The organism is Pseudomonas sp. WS 5503 (genome assembly GCF_012985385.1).
Taxonomy (GTDB): domain Bacteria; phylum Pseudomonadota; class Gammaproteobacteria; order Pseudomonadales; family Pseudomonadaceae; genus Aquipseudomonas; species Aquipseudomonas paracarnis.
In genome coordinates this window covers 29,033-46,922 of record NZ_JAAQWI010000008.1, presented here as the reverse complement: position 1 = coordinate 46,922, position 17,890 = coordinate 29,033, and the positions used below count along the sequence as shown (strand labels likewise).

Genomic DNA, 17,890 nt, shown 5'->3' with positions numbered 1-17,890 from the left:
TTTTGTTAGCTGGACACTTTCAACGCCGCTGTTCGACGGCGTTTCAAGGATGGGCGTTTCGCCCATTTTTTTATTTTGCACAGCATGCACATACATGCACGAGGGGGTTCAGGTGTCGAGCAAGCTAGAAGAGTTGCAGGCCTTGTTGGCCCCGGTGGTCGTGGCCCTAGGCTATGAATGCTGGGGTATTGAGTTTTCGGCTCAAGGTCGCCACTCAATGTTGCGCGTTTATATCGATAAAGAGGGCGGTGTGCTGGTGGACGATTGTGCCATTGTCAGCCGTCAGATCAGCGGTGTGCTGGATGTTGAAGATCCAATCTCCGTTGAATACACCCTTGAAGTTTCCTCGCCAGGCATGGAACGCCCACTGTTCACTATCGAGCAGTTTGCTAAATATGCCGGTGAACAAGTGAAGATCAAGCTGCGCTCCCCCTTTGAAGGGCGACGCAACTTTCAGGGCCTTCTGCGCGGTGTAGAAGAGCAGGATGTCGTGGTGCAGGTAGAAGACCACGAGTTCCTGTTGCCGATCGATATGATCGACAAGGCCAACATTATTCCCAGTTTTGACTGAGACGCGGATCCCGCGGATCCAATGGCTTGCGAAAGGCGAGGCGTACGATGAGCAAAGAAGTACTGCTGGTTGTTGAGTCGGTATCCAATGAAAAGGGTGTACCGGCAAGCGTGATTTTTGAAGCGTTGGAGCTGGCCCTGGCCACTGCTACCAAGAAACGTTTTGAAGACGAAGTAGATCTGCGTGTGGAAATCAACCGCCACACCGGTGCCTATGAGACTTTCCGTCGTTGGACGGTGGTCGAAGAGGACGATCTTGATGATCCGGCCATCGAAACCTGGCCAAGCAAGGTTGCGCAAACGCATCCGGGCGCCCAGGTTGGCGATGTTGTCGAAGAAAAGATCGAGTCGATCGAATTCGGCCGTATTGCTGCACAGACCGCCAAGCAGGTCATTGTGCAGAAGGTTCGCGAAGCCGAGCGCGCTCAAGTCGTTGACGCCTATCGCGAACGCCTGGGTGAAATCATCTCTGGCACCGTGAAAAAAGTTACCCGCGACAACGTGATCGTCGACTTGGGCAACAACGCCGAAGCGTTGCTGGCCCGCGAAGACATCATCTCTCGCGAAACCTTCCGTGTCGGCGTGCGTCTGCGTGCGCTGCTCAAGGAAATCCGCACCGAGAACCGCGGCCCGCAGTTGATCCTGTCGCGTACCGCGCCGGAAATGCTGATCGAGCTGTTCCGTATCGAAGTGCCGGAAATCGCCGAAGGCCTGATCGAAGTGATGGCTGCGTCCCGTGACCCGGGTTCGCGTGCCAAGATCGCGGTCCGCTCCAAGGACAAACGCATCGACCCGCAAGGCGCTTGCATCGGTATGCGCGGTTCGCGCGTCCAGGCAGTGTCGGGCGAATTGGGCGGTGAGCGTGTGGACATCGTCCTGTGGGACGATAACCCGGCGCAGTTCGTGATCAACGCCATGTCGCCGGCTGAAGTGGCGGCAATTATCGTTGACGAAGATGCCCATGCAATGGACATCGCCGTTGGCGCAGACAATCTGGCTCAGGCCATTGGTCGTGGTGGTCAGAACGTGCGTCTGGCCAGCCAACTGACCGGTTGGACCCTGAACGTGATGACCGAATCGGACATCCAGGCTAAGCAGCAAGCTGAAACCGGTGACATCCTGCGCAACTTCATCGAAGAGTTGGAAGTCGATGAAGAGCTGGCACAGGTGCTGGTAGATGAAGGCTTCACCAGCCTGGAAGAGATTGCCTACGTACCGTTGGAAGAAATGCTCAACATCGACGGCTTTGACGAAGATATCGTCAACGAGCTCCGCGCTCGGGCCAAGGATCGTTTGTTGACTAAAGCCATCGCTACTGAGGAAAAGCTGGCAGACGCCCATCCGGCCGAAGACCTGCTCTCGCTTGAGGGTATGGACAAGGATTTGGCGATGGAACTGGCGGTGCGCGGCGTAATTACCCGCGAAGACCTGGCCGAGCAGTCTATTGACGATCTGCTCGACATCGACGGCATTGACGAAGATCGTGCCGGCAAGTTGATCATGGCCGCCCGAGCCCATTGGTTCGAGTAATTAGGCGCGGCCTGAGGAGAGAAGTGCATGACGCAAGTCACGGTGAAACAACTGGCCGATGAGGTCAAAACACCGGTAGAGCGCCTGTTGCAGCAGATGCGTGAGGCAGGTCTGCCGCACACCGCCGCCGATGAAGGTGTGAGCGATAGTGAGAAGCAGTCTTTGCTGACTCACTTGAAGAGCAGCCACAAGGCGAAAGTGGAAGAACCGCGCAAGATTACATTGCAGCGCAAAACCACCAGCACCCTGCGGGTTGCGGGTAGCAAGAGCATCAGCGTTGAAGTACGCAAGAAGAAAGTCTTCGTACAGCGCAGCCCGGAAGAAATCGAAGCCGAGCGCAAACGCGAGCTGGAAGAACGTCGCGCAGTAGAAAATGCTGCACGTCAGAAGGCTGAAGAAGAAGCCAAGCGTCGCGCCGAAGAAGAAGCGCGTCGCCAGCCTGCTGCTGCGCAACCTGCTGCCACTGACGCGGTCGCCGCCCCTGTTGAAGCTGTGCGTGAGGCTGCCCCGGCTGCCGCCGCACCTGCTCCTGCAGCAGACGCCCGCAAGCGCGACGAGCCTCGTCGTCCGGACAAACCACGTGCTGACGATAACAATCGTCGCGGTGGTGGTGGCGATGGCGAGCGTAAAAACGCTCCGCACCGCGCCTCGGTCAAAGAGAAAGCGCCTGCGCCACGTGTTGCCCCACGTACTACCGACGAAGAAAGCGATGGCTTCCGTCGTGGTGGTCGCGGCAAGGCCAAGCTGAAGAAGCGCAACGCCCACGGTTTCCAGAGCCCAACCGGCCCTGTCGTGCGTGAAGTGAAGATCGGCGAGACCATCACTGTGGGCGATCTGGCCCAGCAGATGTCGGTCAAGGCTGCTGAAATCATCAAGTTCATGTTCAAGCTGGGCACTCCAGCCACCATCAACCAGGTACTGGACCAGGAAACTGCCCAGTTGGTTGCTGAAGAGCTGGGCCACAAAGTGACCCTGGTCAGCGACACCGCCCTGGAAGATTCCCTGGCCGAGTCCCTGAAGTTTGAAGGTGAAGCGGTTTCCCGTGCGCCGGTCGTGACCGTAATGGGCCACGTTGACCACGGTAAGACTTCCCTGCTCGACTACATCCGTCGTGCCAAGGTTGCCGCAGGCGAAGCCGGTGGTATTACCCAGCACATCGGTGCATACCACGTTGAAACCGAGCGCGGCATGGTCACCTTCCTCGACACCCCAGGTCACGCCGCGTTTACCGCAATGCGTGCCCGTGGTGCCAAGGCGACCGACATCGTGATCCTGGTGGTTGCAGCGGACGACGGCGTAATGCCGCAGACCATTGAAGCTGTCCAGCACGCCAAGGCTGCCGGTGTTCCTCTGGTCGTTGCCGTGAACAAAATCGACAAGCCGGGCGCCGATCTTGATCGCATCCGTAGCGAACTGTCGGTTCACGGCGTGACGTCCGAGGAATGGGGTGGCGAGACGCCATTCGTATCGGTCTCGGCGAAAATGGGTACCGGCGTTGACGAACTGCTCGAAGCGGTGCTGTTGCAAGCCGAAGTCCTGGAACTGACCGCTACTCCATCGGCTCCTGGCCGTGGCGTCGTGGTTGAGTCCCGTCTCGACAAGGGCCGTGGCCCGGTTGCCACCGTGCTGGTCCAAGACGGTACCCTGCGCCAAGGCGACATGGTACTGGTCGGTTCGAACTACGGCCGTGTACGTGCCATGCTCGACGAGAACGGCAAGCCAATCAAGGAAGCAGGCCCTGCTATCCCAGTCGAGATTCTCGGCCTGGACGGTACGCCGGACGCTGGCGACGAGATGAGCGTAGTGGCTGATGAGAAGAAAGCCCGTGAAGTGGCTCTGTTCCGTCAAGGCAAGTTCCGCGAGGTCAAGCTGGCCCGTGCTCACGCCGGCAAGCTGGAAAACATCTTCGAGAACATGGGCCAGGAAGAGAAGAAGACGCTTAACATCGTCCTCAAGTCTGACGTTCGTGGTTCCCTCGAAGCGTTGAACGGCGCCTTGAACGGCCTGGGTAACGACGAAGTGCAAGTGCGCGTTGTCGGTGGCGGTGTCGGTGGTATCACCGAATCCGACGCCAACCTGGCACTGGCTTCCAACGCTGTACTGTTCGGCTTCAACGTGCGTGCCGATGCTGGCGCTCGCAAGATCGTCGAGCAGGAAGGCCTGGACATGCGTTACTACAACGTCATCTACGACATCATCGAAGACGTCAAGAAAGCCCTTACCGGTATGCTTGGCAGCGACGTCCGGGAGAACATCCTGGGTATCGCCGAGGTGCGTGACGTGTTCCGCTCGCCGAAATTCGGTGCGATCGCCGGCTGCATGGTGGTTGAAGGCACCGTGTACCGTAACCGTCCAATCCGTGTACTGCGTGAAGACATCGTTATCTTCGAAGGCGAGCTGGAATCCCTGCGCCGCTTCAAGGATGACGCTGCCGAAGTACGTGCCGGCATGGAATGCGGTATCGGCGTCAAGAGCTACAACGACGTCAAGGTTGGCGACAAGATCGAAGTCTTCGAGAAGGTTCAGGTTGCTCGCAGCCTCTAACTCGCGCACTTCAGGAGCCGCGCAGCGTGTGGGCATGCAGATGCCCCGCGTAGCGTCAGGACTCTAAACGCAACGCCCGGTCTGGCTTTTGTCAGGCCGGGCGTTTGCCGCTTTCAGACCCCACGGGTTTCACCGTGTGGCAGTAACAGGTAACAAGACATGGCAAAAGAATACAGCCGTACCCAGCGTATCGGCGATCAGATGCAGCGTGAGCTGGCCCAACTGATCCGCCGCGAAGTCAAAGACCCACGCGTTGGCCTGGTCACCATTACCGCTGTTGAAGTGAGCCGTGACGTGGGTCACGCCAAGATCTTCATCACTGTGATGGGGCAGGACAACAGCGAAGAAATCGCGCAAAGCATCAAGGTGCTCAACTCCGCCGCAGGTTTCCTGCGTATGCAGTTGGCCCGTGAAATGAAGCTGCGCAGCGTTCCACAGCTGCACTTCCATTACGACGAAAGCGTCGTGCGTGGCGCGCACCTGTCGGCACTGATCGAACGCGCCGTGGCTGAAGACAGCCAGCATCCGTCCACACCTGAAGACGCCAAGGAGTAAGCGGTGGCTCAGGTCAAACGTATCCGTCGCAACGTCAGTGGCATCATTCTGCTCGACAAACCCATTGGCTTTACCTCCAATGCCGCGTTGCAGAAGGTTCGCTGGCTGCTCAATGCCGAGAAGGCCGGGCATACCGGCAGCCTTGATCCATTGGCCACCGGTGTATTGCCGTTGTGCTTTGGCGAGGCCACCAAGTTTTCGCAATACCTGCTTGATTCCGACAAGGGTTACGAAACCCTGATGCAACTGGGCAAGACCACCACCACGGCGGATGCCGAAGGTGATGTTTTGCAGGTTCGCGACGTGACCGTTGGTCGTGCGGATATCGAAGCTGCCTTACCCGCTTTTCGTGGGCAAATCAGTCAGATACCGCCGATGTACTCGGCACTCAAGCGCGATGGCCAGCCACTTTACAAGCTGGCACGTGCGGGCGAAGTAGTGGAGCGCGAACCGCGTTCTGTTACTATTGCGCGCTTGGAATTGCTCGCTTGTGAAGGCGACACTGCCCGTTTGGCCGTGGACTGCAGCAAAGGCACCTATATCCGTACCCTGGTGGAAGATATTGGTGAGCAACTTGGCTGTGGCGCGTACGTTGCAGAACTGCGACGCACCCAGGCCGGACCTTTCACCTTGGCCCAGACGGTCACGCTGGAAGAGTTGGAAGCGGTGCACGCCGAGGGCGGCAATGAAGCGGTTGATCGCTTCCTCATGCCATCGGACAGTGGTTTGCTCGATTGGCCATTGCTGCACTTTTCGGAACACAGCGCGTTCTACTGGCTCAACGGCCAGCCGGTACGCGCCCCGGATGCCCCGAAGTTCGGCATGGTGCGAGTACAGGATCATAACGGTCGCTTTATCGGTATCGGTGAAGTGAGCGAAGACGGGCGCATCGCGCCGCGTCGGCTGATTCGGTCAGAATGACCGAACGAGTGTGGCTGTTAACAGGCATGGTCAACACTCATTTTTAGATACAGGGATTTGTCCCTGGCCTGTTGAAACTGCCCTTTGGGTGGTTTCCTGAAAAAAGGATTGCCTCATGGCTCTCGACGTTCAAGAAAAAGCACAAATCGTAGCTGACTATCAGCAAGCTGTTGGTGACACTGGTTCGCCAGAAGTGCAAGTTGCACTGCTGACCCACAACATCAACAAACTGCAAGGTCACTTCAAGGCCAACGGTAAAGACCACCACTCCCGTCGTGGTCTGATCCGCATGGTAAACCAGCGCCGTAAGCTGCTGGACTACCTGAAAGGCAAGGATCTGGGTCGTTATCAGACTCTGATCGGTCGCCTGGGTCTGCGTCGCTAATAAGCGATTGCGCTAGAGGTTGGTTGTCTGCCGCGTGTCATCGGGATTCCCGTTGGCCCGTGGTAGGCTCCCAGCCTCAAGTTTTATCTGGATACACGTTTTACCCTGGACGAGCGTCGGGCCGATTCCCGGCATTGCCCAAGAATTTCGCAAGAAGACAAGTTCCCCCAAGAGCCACAAAGAAGGTAGGACACCGTGAACCCGGTTATCAAAAAATTCCAGTTCGGTCAGTCGACCGTTACCCTCGAGACAGGCCGTATCGCCCGTCAAGCCTCCGGCGCAGTGCTGGTTACTGTTGACGACGACGTGACCGTATTGGTGACCGTTGTTGGCGCCAAGACCGCTGACCCGAGCAAGGGCTTCTTCCCTCTGTCCGTTCACTACCAGGAAAAGACTTACGCTGCCGGTAAGATCCCTGGCGGTTTCTTCAAGCGCGAAGGCCGTCCTTCCGAGAAAGAAACCCTGACTTCCCGACTGATCGACCGTCCGATCCGTCCGCTGTTCCCAGAAGGCTTCATGAACGAAGTGCAGGTTGTCTGCACCGTCGTTTCCACCAGCAAGAAGACCGATCCGGACATCGCTGCGATGATCGGTACCTCGGCTGCCCTGGCCATCTCCGGCATTCCTTTCGATGGCCCGATCGGCGCTGCCCGCGTTGCGTTCCACGAAAGCACCGGCTACCTGCTGAACCCGACTTACGAGCAACAGAAAGCATCGAGCCTGGACATGGTCGTTGCCGGTACGTCCGAAGCCGTATTGATGGTTGAATCGGAAGCCAAAGAGCTGACCGAAGACCAGATGCTGGGTGCCGTACTGTTTGCTCACGACGAGTTCCAGGTTGTGATCAACGCGGTTAAAGAACTGGCTGCCGAAGCTGCCAAGCCGACCTGGACCTGGGCTGCTGCCCCGGAAGCCACCGAACTGCTGGGCGCTATCCGCTCCGAGTTCGGCGCTGCCATCTCCGACGCCTACACCATCACCGTCAAGGCCGACCGCTACGCGCGCCTGGGTGAGCTGAAGGACCAGGTCGTCGCCAAGCTGTCCGGCGAAGAAGGCCAGCCTTCCTCCAGCGAAGTCAAAGCTGCTTTCGGTGAGATCGAATACCGCACCGTTCGCGAAAACATCGTTAACGGCAAGCCACGTATCGACGGTCGCGACACCCGCACCGTGCGTCCGCTGAACATCGAAGTCGGCGTACTGCCGAAGACTCACGGTTCGGCGCTGTTCACCCGTGGCGAAACCCAGGCCCTGGTCGTTGCGACCCTGGGTACTGCCCGCGACGCACAACTGCTGGACACCCTGGAAGGCGAGAAAAAAGACCCCTTCATGCTGCACTACAACTTCCCTCCGTTCTCGGTGGGCGAGTGTGGTCGTATGGGCGGTGCAGGTCGTCGTGAAATCGGTCACGGCCGTCTGGCCCGTCGTTCGGTTCAGGCCATGCTGCCTGCCGCTGACGTGTTCCCGTACACCATCCGCGTTGTATCGGAAATCACCGAGTCCAACGGTTCCAGCTCCATGGCTTCGGTCTGCGGTGCTTCCCTGGCTCTGATGGACGCCGGTGTGCCAATGAAGGCGCCGGTTGCCGGTATCGCTATGGGCCTGGTTAAAGAAGGCGAGAAGTTCGCCATCCTGACCGACATCCTGGGTGACGAAGACCACCTGGGCGACATGGACTTCAAAGTAGCTGGTACCGCCAAAGGTGTGACCGCGCTGCAGATGGACATCAAGATCAAAGGCATCACCGAAGAGATCATGGAAATCGCCCTGGGCCAAGCCCTGGAAGCGCGCCTGAACATCCTCGGCCAGATGAACCAGATCATTGGTCAGTCCCGCACCGAACTGTCGGAAAATGCTCCGACCATGATCGCGATGAAAATCGACACCGACAAAATCCGTGATGTCATCGGTAAAGGCGGCGCGACCATCCGTGCGATCTGTGAAGAAACCAAGGCTTCGATCGACATCGAAGACGACGGTTCGATCAAGATCTTCGGCGAAACCAAGGAAGCGGCTGAAGCAGCACGCCAGCGCGTCCTGGGTATCACCGCTGAGGCCGAGATCGGCAAGATCTACGTTGGCAAGGTTGAGCGCATCGTCGACTTCGGCGCGTTCGTCAACATCCTCCCGGGCAAAGACGGTCTGGTTCACATCTCCATGCTGAGCGATGCTCGTGTTGAGAAAGTGACCGACATTCTGAAAGAAGGCCAGGAAGTGGAAGTGCTGGTACTGGACGTGGACAACCGCGGCCGTATCAAGCTGTCCATCAAGGACGTAGCAGCAGCCAAGGCTTCGGGCGTTTAATCACCCGCAGGCTTCACGCTGAAAAAAGGACTCCTCGGAGTCCTTTTTTTATGGGCGCGAGAAAATGAAGCAGAATCAGCTGTTTAGCGTCGCCCAAAAGCCGCAACTTGCATGCAGGCACGACGGGCTTCATGCAAGTTGCACGATTTCGAAAATTCACAGATTTCATAACTCGTTGTTTATTAAGGAATTTAATCCGTTCGACGAGTTGGCACACTGCCTGCAATATCCCTGGTAGCGCTGCAGCATGAAGGTTTACGCCTGCAGACTTTTAATAAAACAGGAGTTACTCGTATGAAGAAGTTCGCTCTCGCTACTGCTACCGCTCTGACCCTGGCCATGGGTGCTAACGTAGCCTTTGCTCAGACTTCCCAAGCCCCTATGACTTTGGCGGCCGGTGAAGCGACCAAGGCTAAGGAAAGCGTTTCGGATACTTGGATCACCACTAAAGTCAAAGCTGACCTGCTGACCGAAAAAGGCATTCCAGGTTCGGACATCAAGGTTGAGACCAACAAAGGTGTGGTTTCCCTGTCCTCCGACGTCGCTATCTCGGATTCGCAGAAAGCCACTGCTGTAGCCATCACCAAGAAAATCAAAGGTGTGACTGCGGTTTCTGCTGACGGCCTGCTGGCTGGCGGTGCTACCAAAGCTGACGGCATCGACAAAACCAAAGGCGCTGCCCACGACGCTAAAGAGACCACCAGCGATACCTGGATCACTACCAAAGTGAAGGCTGACCTGGTAACTGAAAAAGGCATTCCTGGCACCGACATCAAGGTTGAAACCAACAAAGGTGTTGTATCCCTGTCGTCGCCTACCGCTGTGACCGCTTCGCAGAAAGAAACGGCTGTAGCGATCACCAAGAAAATCAAAGGCGTTAAAGCTGTATCGGCCGACGGCCTGAAAGCAGAGTAACGCTGACGTTTCGTTTGAACTGAATAGCGGCGGCTTAGGGTGAGTTAGATATCCACCTGACGCACCTCTGGAGTTCATGCGACCGGCCACACGGATGTGGTCATTACAGGCCCCGGCACTTGTGTCGGGGCCTGTTCTATTTCAGGCTGAAACAGAATGATCAGACCAAAAAAATGTGGGAGCTGGCTTGCCTGCGATGCTGGCACCTCGGTCATTCAGTTGCACCGAGGTAACAGCATCGCAGGCAAGCCAGCTCCCACATCAGGATGGGTGGTGCTTAGAAGTTACTCAGCATCCAGGTGCATTGGAGTGATCACCCGACCATCTTTCTCGGCCTGCCCCAGCTGCGCATCGATGAAGTACACGCGGTCATCTTCCAACTGGCCCTTGTCCACCAGGTAATCCTTGATCGTGCTGGCTCGGTCCTGCCCCAACTGGCGCAGTAGCACGTCACTGCCACTCCAGAACTTGATCACACCGTCCTTGAGCTTCGCCGAGCGCTCATCGCTGCCCAGGTCTTTCCATTCGGCCGGGGGTTGCTGTTTGAGGCGGGTGCGGTAGATGCCTTCCAGCAATGGTGCTTTTTCCTTCTCCGGCACCTCAAGCAACGAGGCCTGGGCTGGCACTTTGTCGCCACGGCGCTGGAGGATCTTGTAATAGTTGTATTGGTATTCACGTTCCAGTCGCTGTGCGGCCAGGAACGGCCCGTCGCTGCTGGCGGCGGCTGTGCCTTCAATTTCCAGGCGCAGGGCAGGGCGCTCTTTCAGCGCCTTGGCCAGGGTGTTCAGAGCGCCTTCGGCGTCTTTGTTCAGTTCACTGGAGCCAGCGGCGAACGACACATTGCCCAAGTCTTCAGAGCCGCCACCAGTGACCAGCCCGCCAATGAACTTGAAGGGCGCGGTTGCCGCACGCACCACGAGGTTGCGCAGGGTTTGCCACACAATCGGCATCACGCTGAATTGCGGGTTGTTCAGGTCGCCGCTTACCGGCAGTTCGATGGAGATCTTGCCATCGGAGTCCTTGAGCAGGGCGACGGCCAGGCGAATCGGTAAGTCGACGGCATCAGAGCTGTCGACTTTTTCACCCAACTGCAGTTGCTCGACCACCACTTTGTTTTCAGCCTTCAACTGGCCTTTGGTGATCACGTAGTGCAGATCGAGATTCAGGCGGCCCTTGCGGATGCGGAAGCCTGCGAATTTACCTGAGTAAGGTGTCAGGTTGGTCAGCTCGACACGCTTGAAGCTGGTGGCGATGTCCAGCGCGGCCATCGGGTCAAACGGGTTCACGCTGCCTTTGATCGTCACTGGCGCGTAACGGTCCACCTTGCCCTTGATATCGACGCTGGCCGGTTTGGCCTGGCGACTGTCGATGGTGCCAATCTGGCCGTTGAGCTGTTGAATCGCGGTGGCAAAGTTGGGGGTGAGGCTGAAGTCGGCAAAGTTGGCCGAACCGTCGTTGATCGCGATCTGCCCGATATGAATGCCCAGGGGCTTTTCGTTGCTGGCGGCAGGTTTGGCTGCCGACTTGCTGCCGCTGTCGGCCGGCTGCGGAATCAGCAGGTCGTCGATGTTGGTGGTGCGATCTTCGTTGATCATGAACCGCGCATACGGCTGCAACAGGTTGACCTTGTCGATCGACAGGCTTTGGCCGTGCTGGTAGTTCAGGCCTTCCAACACCAGGCGCTGCCATTTGAGGAAGTCGCGGGTCTTCAGGGTGTCCAGGGTATGCAACTGGTCAACCTGGGCGCGGCCGGTGATCTGAAGGGCAAGTGGCTCGGTGCTTTTGAGGTTTACGTCCAGGTTGCTGCCGAGCATGCCGCTGCGCAATTCCAGGCGGATAAACGGGCTGATATAGGCCTGGGCGACCCGCAGGTCGATGTCCTGGGTGTTCACTTTCAGCTTGGCGCTGACCGGGTTGAGGTTAACTTCGCCGGTTGCCTGGATCTTGCCTTGCTTGCCCAGGCCGGTGTCGACCTTCAAGGCGAAGGGGCTCTGGTTGAGGCTGTCGAAGTTCTGTACGTCGACATTCAACGGGCCCAGTTCCAGCGCGACCGCTGGTTTAGCCTGGCGGTCGGCCAGGTGCACCTGATAGTTACGCAGTTGCACATCCTTGAGCAGCACTTGCCACGGTTTGCTCGGGGCCGCCGGTTGCGCCGACGGCGCGTCGGCAGCGGTTGGTTCCGGTGCCTTGGCCGGTTTGCTCGGTTGGCTGGCGAACAGCTTCTGCCAGTCCAATTGACCATCGGCCTCACGGGCGGCCCAGGTTTCCAGCTTGTTGCTGCGGATCTTGCCGACAATGACCTGCTGCTTGGCCAGGTCTACCGTGGTTTCGCTGACGTCCAGGCGCTCCAGGCGCGCCAGTGGCCGGCCATCGGGGGCCTTTATAGCAAAGGGGGCGATGCTGGCGGCGGTGTTGGTCAGGTTCAGCTCGGTTTCTTTGGCCAGGCTGAATTTGTAGTCAGTGCTGAAGTTGAGCACCCCGTCTTCCAGCACCAGTGGCAGGGCGTCACGTACATACGGCCACCAGGCTTTCATCTTGCCGTCGGTCACCTTCAAGGTGCCTTCGGAGGTGATCGGTACCAGGCTGAAGTTGCCTTTCCAGTCGATCTGGCCACCTTCGGGGCCGGCGGCGACCAGCGTCATGTCGGCATTGTCGTCAGGCAAGGTGCTCAGGTTTTTCAGCTCGAAGTCGAGTTCGTCGTAGAGGAATTCGATGGGCTCGCTGGGGCGTAGGTCCTGGAAGTGCAGGTTACCGCCCGCCAGCTTGATGCTGTCGATACGCAGTGGGAACGGCTTGGCATCGGGATCGGCCGGGGTTGGCTCGCTCGGTGGCAGTTTGAACAACTGCGCCAGGTTCAGTTGGCCGGACTTGTCGAACAGCAGTTCGGTCTTGGGCTTGTCCAGTTGCACATCGGCCAGGTGCAGGGCGCGGGTCCAGAGGCTGTCGATCTGCAGGTTGGCGTAGAGGCGTTCGAAACCTACTTGCTCTTTGCCTGGCTCACCGATCTTCAGGCCCCACAGCGTCAGTTCCAGGCTGAAGGGGTTGAGTTCGATGCGCTCGATTCGCGACGGCACCGTGGCGTAATTGGCCAACTGTTGGTTGGCAATGCGAAGGGCGATGCCGGGTAATATCAGAAAGCCCAGCAAGCTGTACAAAGCAAGGGCGGTCAACAAGGCGCCTACGGCGCGGATCAATCCTTTGGGCATGGGTGAACGCCATCTATGTCGAACGGGAGTGCCTTGGAGTATGGCACGGGAATTCGGTTCCGAAGAACCGTGGGCGCTGGGAAACTTCCTACAAATGCAGGATCAGCGTCTTCAGCGGAGGCTGTTGGTCCCTGGAGGGAAAGTCGCCTCCAGGTGTCATAACCTGCCATTCGCGCACCGGGCGCCCGGCCTTTTCTGCACAACGCAGCACCTGCTCACGCCAGTCCTCCATGCTGACTTTTGCCAGGTTGTTGCAGCAAATCAGCACGCCATTGTCGGCGGTGGCCAGCAGTGCGGGTTTGAGCAGGCTTTGATAGTCGCGCAACAAATCGACCGTGCCGAAGGCGCTCTTGGCCCAGGCGGGAGGATCGAGCAGTACCAGGTCGTACTGGCGTTGCTCCAGGCGCGGATAGCTCGGCAGCTTCTGCCCGCGCCGCTGGGTGATGGGCAGGCCCGCCAGTTGGCGAATGGCCGGGAAGTAATCGGATTGTACAAACTCCATGCTCGGCAACTGCGGGTTGAGCTGGCCGTTTTCACGCCCCACTGCCAGGTTGCCCTCGGCAAAGTCCAGGTTGCACACCTCGCGTGCGCCGCCCGCTGCCGCGCTCAAACCTACACCGCAGGTATAGGCGAACAGGTTCAGCACGCTTTTGCCGGCGCTGTGGTCCTTGACCCAGCCCCGGGTGTTGCGCAGGTCGAGGAACAGCAGTGGGTCTTGCCCGGCGTGGCGCCCACGCACACGGTAATTGAGGCCCCACTCGTGGCCGACCAGGTCTTCCAAGGCGCCAGGCTCCGCGCGGTACACCGTGTCTTCGCGGTCGATGCGCGAGTTGCCGCGGGCACGGTCGTTGTACACCAGCAACAATTCCAGGCCCATGTATTGGTTGATCAGTTGGTGCAGGTCCAGCAGGTCTGCAGTTTCCAGGGACTGGTGGAAGCTTTGTACCAGCAATTGCGGGCCGTAGCGGTCGATGGTCAAGCCGCCGGCGCCTTCCTGGCTGCCGTGAAACAGCCGATAGCAGTCCGTACCCTGGGCGTGCAGTGTGTTGATCAGGTCTTGGCGGTGATCGAGGGCGGCGCGCAGCGCCTGATTCAAGGGAGTCATGGAGCGCGCCTTGCTGGTAGATGAATAAGAAAAATGGGGCGCGAAGTTTAACAGCTAACCCCGGCCTGCACAGGCCGGGGATAATCCTGGCGCTATCGGTTGAGGCGTTTGTCGATCAAACCGTCCACCACGCTGGGGTCTGCCAGGGTCGAGGTGTCGCCCAGGCTGTCCAGTTCGTTACAGGCGATTTTGCGCAAGATGCGCCGCATGATCTTGCCGGAGCGGGTTTTCGGCAGGGCAGGGGCCCATTGGATCAATTCCGGTTTGGCGAAGCTGCCAATCTCCTTGCTGACCAATTCCAACAGGTGCTTTTTCAACGCGTCGCTGGGTTCGACGCCATTCATGGGGGTGACAAAAGCGTAGATACCCTGGCCCTTGACGTCGTGGGGGTAGCCCACCACGGCGGCTTCGGCGACCTGATCATGCAGCACCAGGGCGCTCTCCACTTCAGCGGTGCCGATGCGATGGCCCGAGACGTTGATCACATCGTCGATCCGCCCGGTGATCCAGTAGTCGCCGTCTTCATCGCGCCGTGCTCCATCCCCGGTGAAGTAGTAGCCGGGGTAGGGCTTGAAGTAGGTGTCGATCATGCGCTGCGGGTCGCCGTAGACGCTGCGAATCTGCCCCGGCCAGCTTGATCTGATGGCGAGTACACCACTGCCGGCGCCACTGATTTCCTTGCCCTGTTCATCGAGCAAAACTGGTTGTACGCCGAACATGGGCTGTGTCGCGCAGCCCGGTTTGATGCGCTGGGCGCTGACCAGCGGGCTGAGCATGATGCCGCCGGTTTCGGTCTGCCACCAGGTATCGACAATCGGGCAGCGCTGTTCGCCGACGGCGTTGAAATACCAGTCCCAGGCTTCCGGGTTGATCGGCTCGCCCACGCTGCCCAGCAGGCGCAGGCTGGCGCGGGATGTGCTCTGCAGCGGGCCGTGTCCTTCACGCATCAGGGCGCGCAGGGCGGTGGGCGCGGTATAGAAAATATTCACCTGATGTTTATCGATGACCTGCCAGAAGCGCGAACTGTCCGGATAACTCGGCACGCCTTCGAACATCAGCGAGGTGGCGCCATTGGCCAGCGGGCCGTAGACGATATAGCTGTGGCCGGTGACCCAGCCCACGTCGGCGGTGCACCAGAACACTTCGCCTTCCTGGTAATCGAGCACGTACTTGAAGGTCATCGCCGCTTGCAGCAGGTAGCCAGCGGTGGTGTGCAACACGCCTTTGGGTTTGCCGGTGCTGCCGGAGGTATAGAGGATGAACAGCGGGTCTTCAGCGTCCATCGGCTCGGGTGGGCAGTTGTCGCTGGCGGCGTCCAGGGCAGCTTGGTACTTGAGGTCGCGGCCCTCGTGCCAATTCACGCTCGCCCCGGTGCGCTCCACTACCAGTACCGTGCTGACGTTCGGACAACTGGCCAGGGCTTTGTCGACGTTATGTTTCAACGCCACGGGCTTGCCACCGCGTACGCCCTCGTCGGCGGTGATCACGGTGCGGCAATCAGCGTCGAGGATGCGGTCGCGCAGGGCGTCAGGAGAGAAACCACCAAACACCACCGAGTGCACTGCGCCAATTCGCGTGCAGGCCAGCATGGCGTAGGCCGCCTCGGGGATCATCGGCATGTAGATGCACACCCGATCACCTTTGTTCACGCCGCGGCTTTTCAACACATTGGCCAGACGGCTGACGTTTTGGTGCAGTTGACGGTAAGTAATCGTGCAGGATTTTGACGGATCGTCGCCTTCCCAGATGAAGGCCGGCTGATCGGCGCGTTGCGCCAGGTGGCGGTCGATGCAGTTATAGCTGACGTTCAACTGACCGCCGGCAAACCATTGGGCGGCACCGGTGTGGATGTCTGACTGCTGGACGCTGTGCCAAGGTTTTATCCAGTCGAGAAAGCACTTGGCCTGTTCGGCCCAGAAGGTGTCTGGCTGGTCGATGGATTGGCGATAGAGGCGCTGGTAGTCCTCTTGACTGAGCTGCGCAGCCCGGCGGACGGCATCGGCGGTGGGAAAGGTGCTGATATCGAACATGAGCGCTCCTTATTCTTGTTTTGCGACAAGTCATAAAGATGCACCCTGGGACGGGAGGGTTCAAGGCCAGCGTCCAAACGGACGTTGACCTTGAATGAACGGCTTCAGCCGCGGTGACGACCGCGGAAGTAGTTGATCAGGCCCTGGGTCGACGCATCTTCGGCCAAGGTTTCTTCGGCGCCGGTCAGGCGGTTGTACACGCCTTTGCCCAGCTCCTTGCCCAGTTCAACGCCCCATTGGTCGAAGGCGTTGATGCCCCACACCACGCTCTGCACGAACACCTTGTGTTCATACATAGCCACCAGTGCGCCCAGGCGGCGCGGGCTGATGCGCTCGACCACCAGGGTGTTGCTCGGACGGTTACCCGGGATCACCTTGTGCGGTGCCAGCTTCTGTACTTCGGCTTCCGGCAGGCCCTTCTCACGCAGCTCGGTTTCGGCCTCGCTGCGGGTCTTGCCGAGCATCAGCGCCTGGCTCTGGGACAGGCAGTTGGCGTACAGCCACTGATGGTGGTCGGACACAGGGTTGAAACTGACGATCGGCACGATGAAGTCGGCCGGGATCAATTGAGTCCCTTGGTGCAGCAACTGGTGGTAAGCGTGCTGGCCGTTGCAGCCTACGCCGCCCCAGATCACCGGGCCGGTATCGGTGGACACTGGCGTACCGTCCTGGCGCACGCTCTTGCCATTGGATTCCATGTCCAACTGCTGCAAATGCTTGGTGATGTTACGCAGGTAATGGTCGTACGGCAGGATCGCATGGCTCTGCGCACCCCAGAAGTTGCCGTACCACACCCCCAGCAAGCCCAGCAGCACGGGCATGTTGGCTTCGAACGGCGCGTTCAGGAAGTGCTGGTCCATGGTGTAGGCACCCGACAGCAGTTCCTTGAAGTTGGACATGCCGATAGCCAGGGCAATTGGCAAGCCGATTGCAGACCACAGCGAGTAGCGCCCACCGACCCAGTCCCACATTGGGAAGATGTTTTCTTCGCGAATACCGAAAGCCACGGCCGCGGCATTGTTGCTCGAGACGGCGATGAAGTGGCGATACAGCTCGGCTTCCGAGCCCCCCTGGGCCAGGTACCAGGCGCGGGCGGCCTGGGCGTTTTTCAGGGTTTCCAGGGTGTTGAAGGATTTGGACGAGACGATAAACAGCGTGGTCTCGGCGCGCAGCTTCATGGTCAGTTCGTGGAACTCGCTGCCGTCGATGTTCGCCAGGTAGTGGCAACGCACGCCTTTATGGGCGTAGGACAGCAAGGCCTCCGAGACCAGTTCCGGGCCGAGGAATGAGCCACCGATACCGATGTTCACCACGTCGGTGATCGGCTTCTCGGTGTAGCCGCGCCACAGGCCGTCGTGGATACGGCCGACCAGGTCAGTGATCTGGTTCAGCACCTTGTGCACGTCCGGCATGATGTTCACGCCGTTGACCGACAGCTTGTCGCCCACCGGGCGGCGCAGGGCGGTGTGCAGGGCAGGGCGGCCCTCGGAGGAGTTGACCGGTTCGCCAGCGTACTGCGCGTCGATCGCCGCCTTGAGATTGACTTCCTTGGCCAGGCCCACCAACAGGTCGCGGGTTTCGCTGGTGATCAGGTTTTTCGAGTAATCGAGGAAAAGTCCGCAGCTGCTCAAGGTGAACTGGGAAAAACGCTGAGGATCGGCATTGAACGCCTCGCGCATGCTGAAATCCTGCATGGCTTGGCGATGTTGAACAAGCGCTTGCCAGGCGGGCAGCGCGGTAACGTCATGAGGGGTGCGGTAGTACGCCATCGCTGCGGGTTTCCTTTTATTACGGGGACTGCCTTTAGGACACTTCAAAGCCCGGAACA

At 58.9% G+C, this 17,890-nt stretch carries 12 protein-coding genes; 8 read left to right on the top strand and 4 right to left on the bottom strand.

The annotated features are described in order from the left end of the window. Positions 1-112 precede the first annotated feature (112 nt). The 8 genes from rimP to HBO10_RS20100 all read left to right on the top strand — a co-directional run bounded on the left by rimP (position 113) and on the right by HBO10_RS20100 (position 9,721). A complete protein-coding gene (rimP, locus tag HBO10_RS20135; protein ID WP_032873230.1) occupies positions 113-571 on the top strand; it encodes a ribosome maturation factor RimP in 459 nt (152 codons plus the stop codon). A gap of 47 nt (positions 572-618) precedes the next feature. Next, on the top strand, positions 619-2,100 hold the full coding sequence (gene nusA / locus HBO10_RS20130) for a transcription termination factor NusA (RefSeq protein WP_003194187.1): 1,482 nt from the start codon (positions 619-621) through the stop codon (positions 2,098-2,100). A gap of 27 nt (positions 2,101-2,127) precedes the next feature. Beyond that, on the top strand, positions 2,128-4,644 hold the full coding sequence (gene infB / locus HBO10_RS20125; protein WP_003194185.1) for a translation initiation factor IF-2: 2,517 nt from the start codon (positions 2,128-2,130) through the stop codon (positions 4,642-4,644). A 159-nt stretch (positions 4,645-4,803) separates the two neighbouring features. Then, positions 4,804-5,199, top strand: a complete 396-nt coding sequence (gene rbfA / locus HBO10_RS20120) for a 30S ribosome-binding factor RbfA (RefSeq protein WP_003176137.1) — start codon at positions 4,804-4,806, stop codon at positions 5,197-5,199. A 3-nt stretch (positions 5,200-5,202) separates the two neighbouring features. Continuing rightward, complete coding sequence (truB, locus tag HBO10_RS20115) at positions 5,203-6,120, top strand: tRNA pseudouridine(55) synthase TruB (protein WP_003176136.1); 918 nt, start codon at positions 5,203-5,205, stop codon at positions 6,118-6,120. Between the two features lie 115 nt (positions 6,121-6,235). Continuing rightward, the gene (gene rpsO, locus HBO10_RS20110; protein ID WP_003177875.1) at positions 6,236-6,505 is read left to right on the top strand and encodes a 30S ribosomal protein S15; all 270 of its coding nucleotides are present in this window, start codon (positions 6,236-6,238) and stop codon (positions 6,503-6,505) included. A 195-nt stretch (positions 6,506-6,700) separates the two neighbouring features. After that, entirely contained in the window at positions 6,701-8,806 is a 2,106-nt protein-coding gene (gene pnp, locus HBO10_RS20105; RefSeq protein ID WP_003194180.1) for a polyribonucleotide nucleotidyltransferase, read from the top strand. Between the two features lie 294 nt (positions 8,807-9,100). Continuing rightward, entirely contained in the window at positions 9,101-9,721 is a 621-nt protein-coding gene (locus tag HBO10_RS20100; protein WP_034127006.1) for a BON domain-containing protein, read from the top strand. A 284-nt stretch (positions 9,722-10,005) separates the two neighbouring features. Here the strand turns inward: HBO10_RS20100 and HBO10_RS20095 are convergent, their stop codons facing one another. The 4 genes from HBO10_RS20095 to pgi all read right to left on the bottom strand — a co-directional run bounded on the left by HBO10_RS20095 (position 10,006) and on the right by pgi (position 17,831). Beyond that, positions 10,006-12,927, bottom strand: coding sequence for a DUF748 domain-containing protein (locus HBO10_RS20095; RefSeq protein ID WP_034127007.1), 2,922 nt, complete (start codon positions 12,925-12,927; stop codon positions 10,006-10,008). A gap of 88 nt (positions 12,928-13,015) precedes the next feature. Continuing rightward, on the bottom strand, positions 13,016-14,032 hold the full coding sequence (locus HBO10_RS20090; protein WP_034127008.1) for a class I SAM-dependent methyltransferase: 1,017 nt from the start codon (positions 14,030-14,032) through the stop codon (positions 13,016-13,018). A gap of 92 nt (positions 14,033-14,124) precedes the next feature. Continuing rightward, positions 14,125-16,062 carry an acetate--CoA ligase gene (gene acs / locus HBO10_RS20085; RefSeq protein ID WP_034127009.1) on the bottom strand — a complete coding sequence of 646 codons (1,938 nt, stop codon included), beginning with the start codon at positions 16,060-16,062 and terminating at the stop codon, positions 14,125-14,127. Positions 16,063-16,166: 104 nt separating this feature from the next. Then, positions 16,167-17,831: a glucose-6-phosphate isomerase gene (gene pgi, locus HBO10_RS20080; RefSeq protein WP_034127010.1), complete on the bottom strand. Its 1,665-nt coding sequence runs from the start codon at positions 17,829-17,831 to the stop codon at positions 16,167-16,169. Positions 17,832-17,890 lie beyond the last annotated feature (59 nt).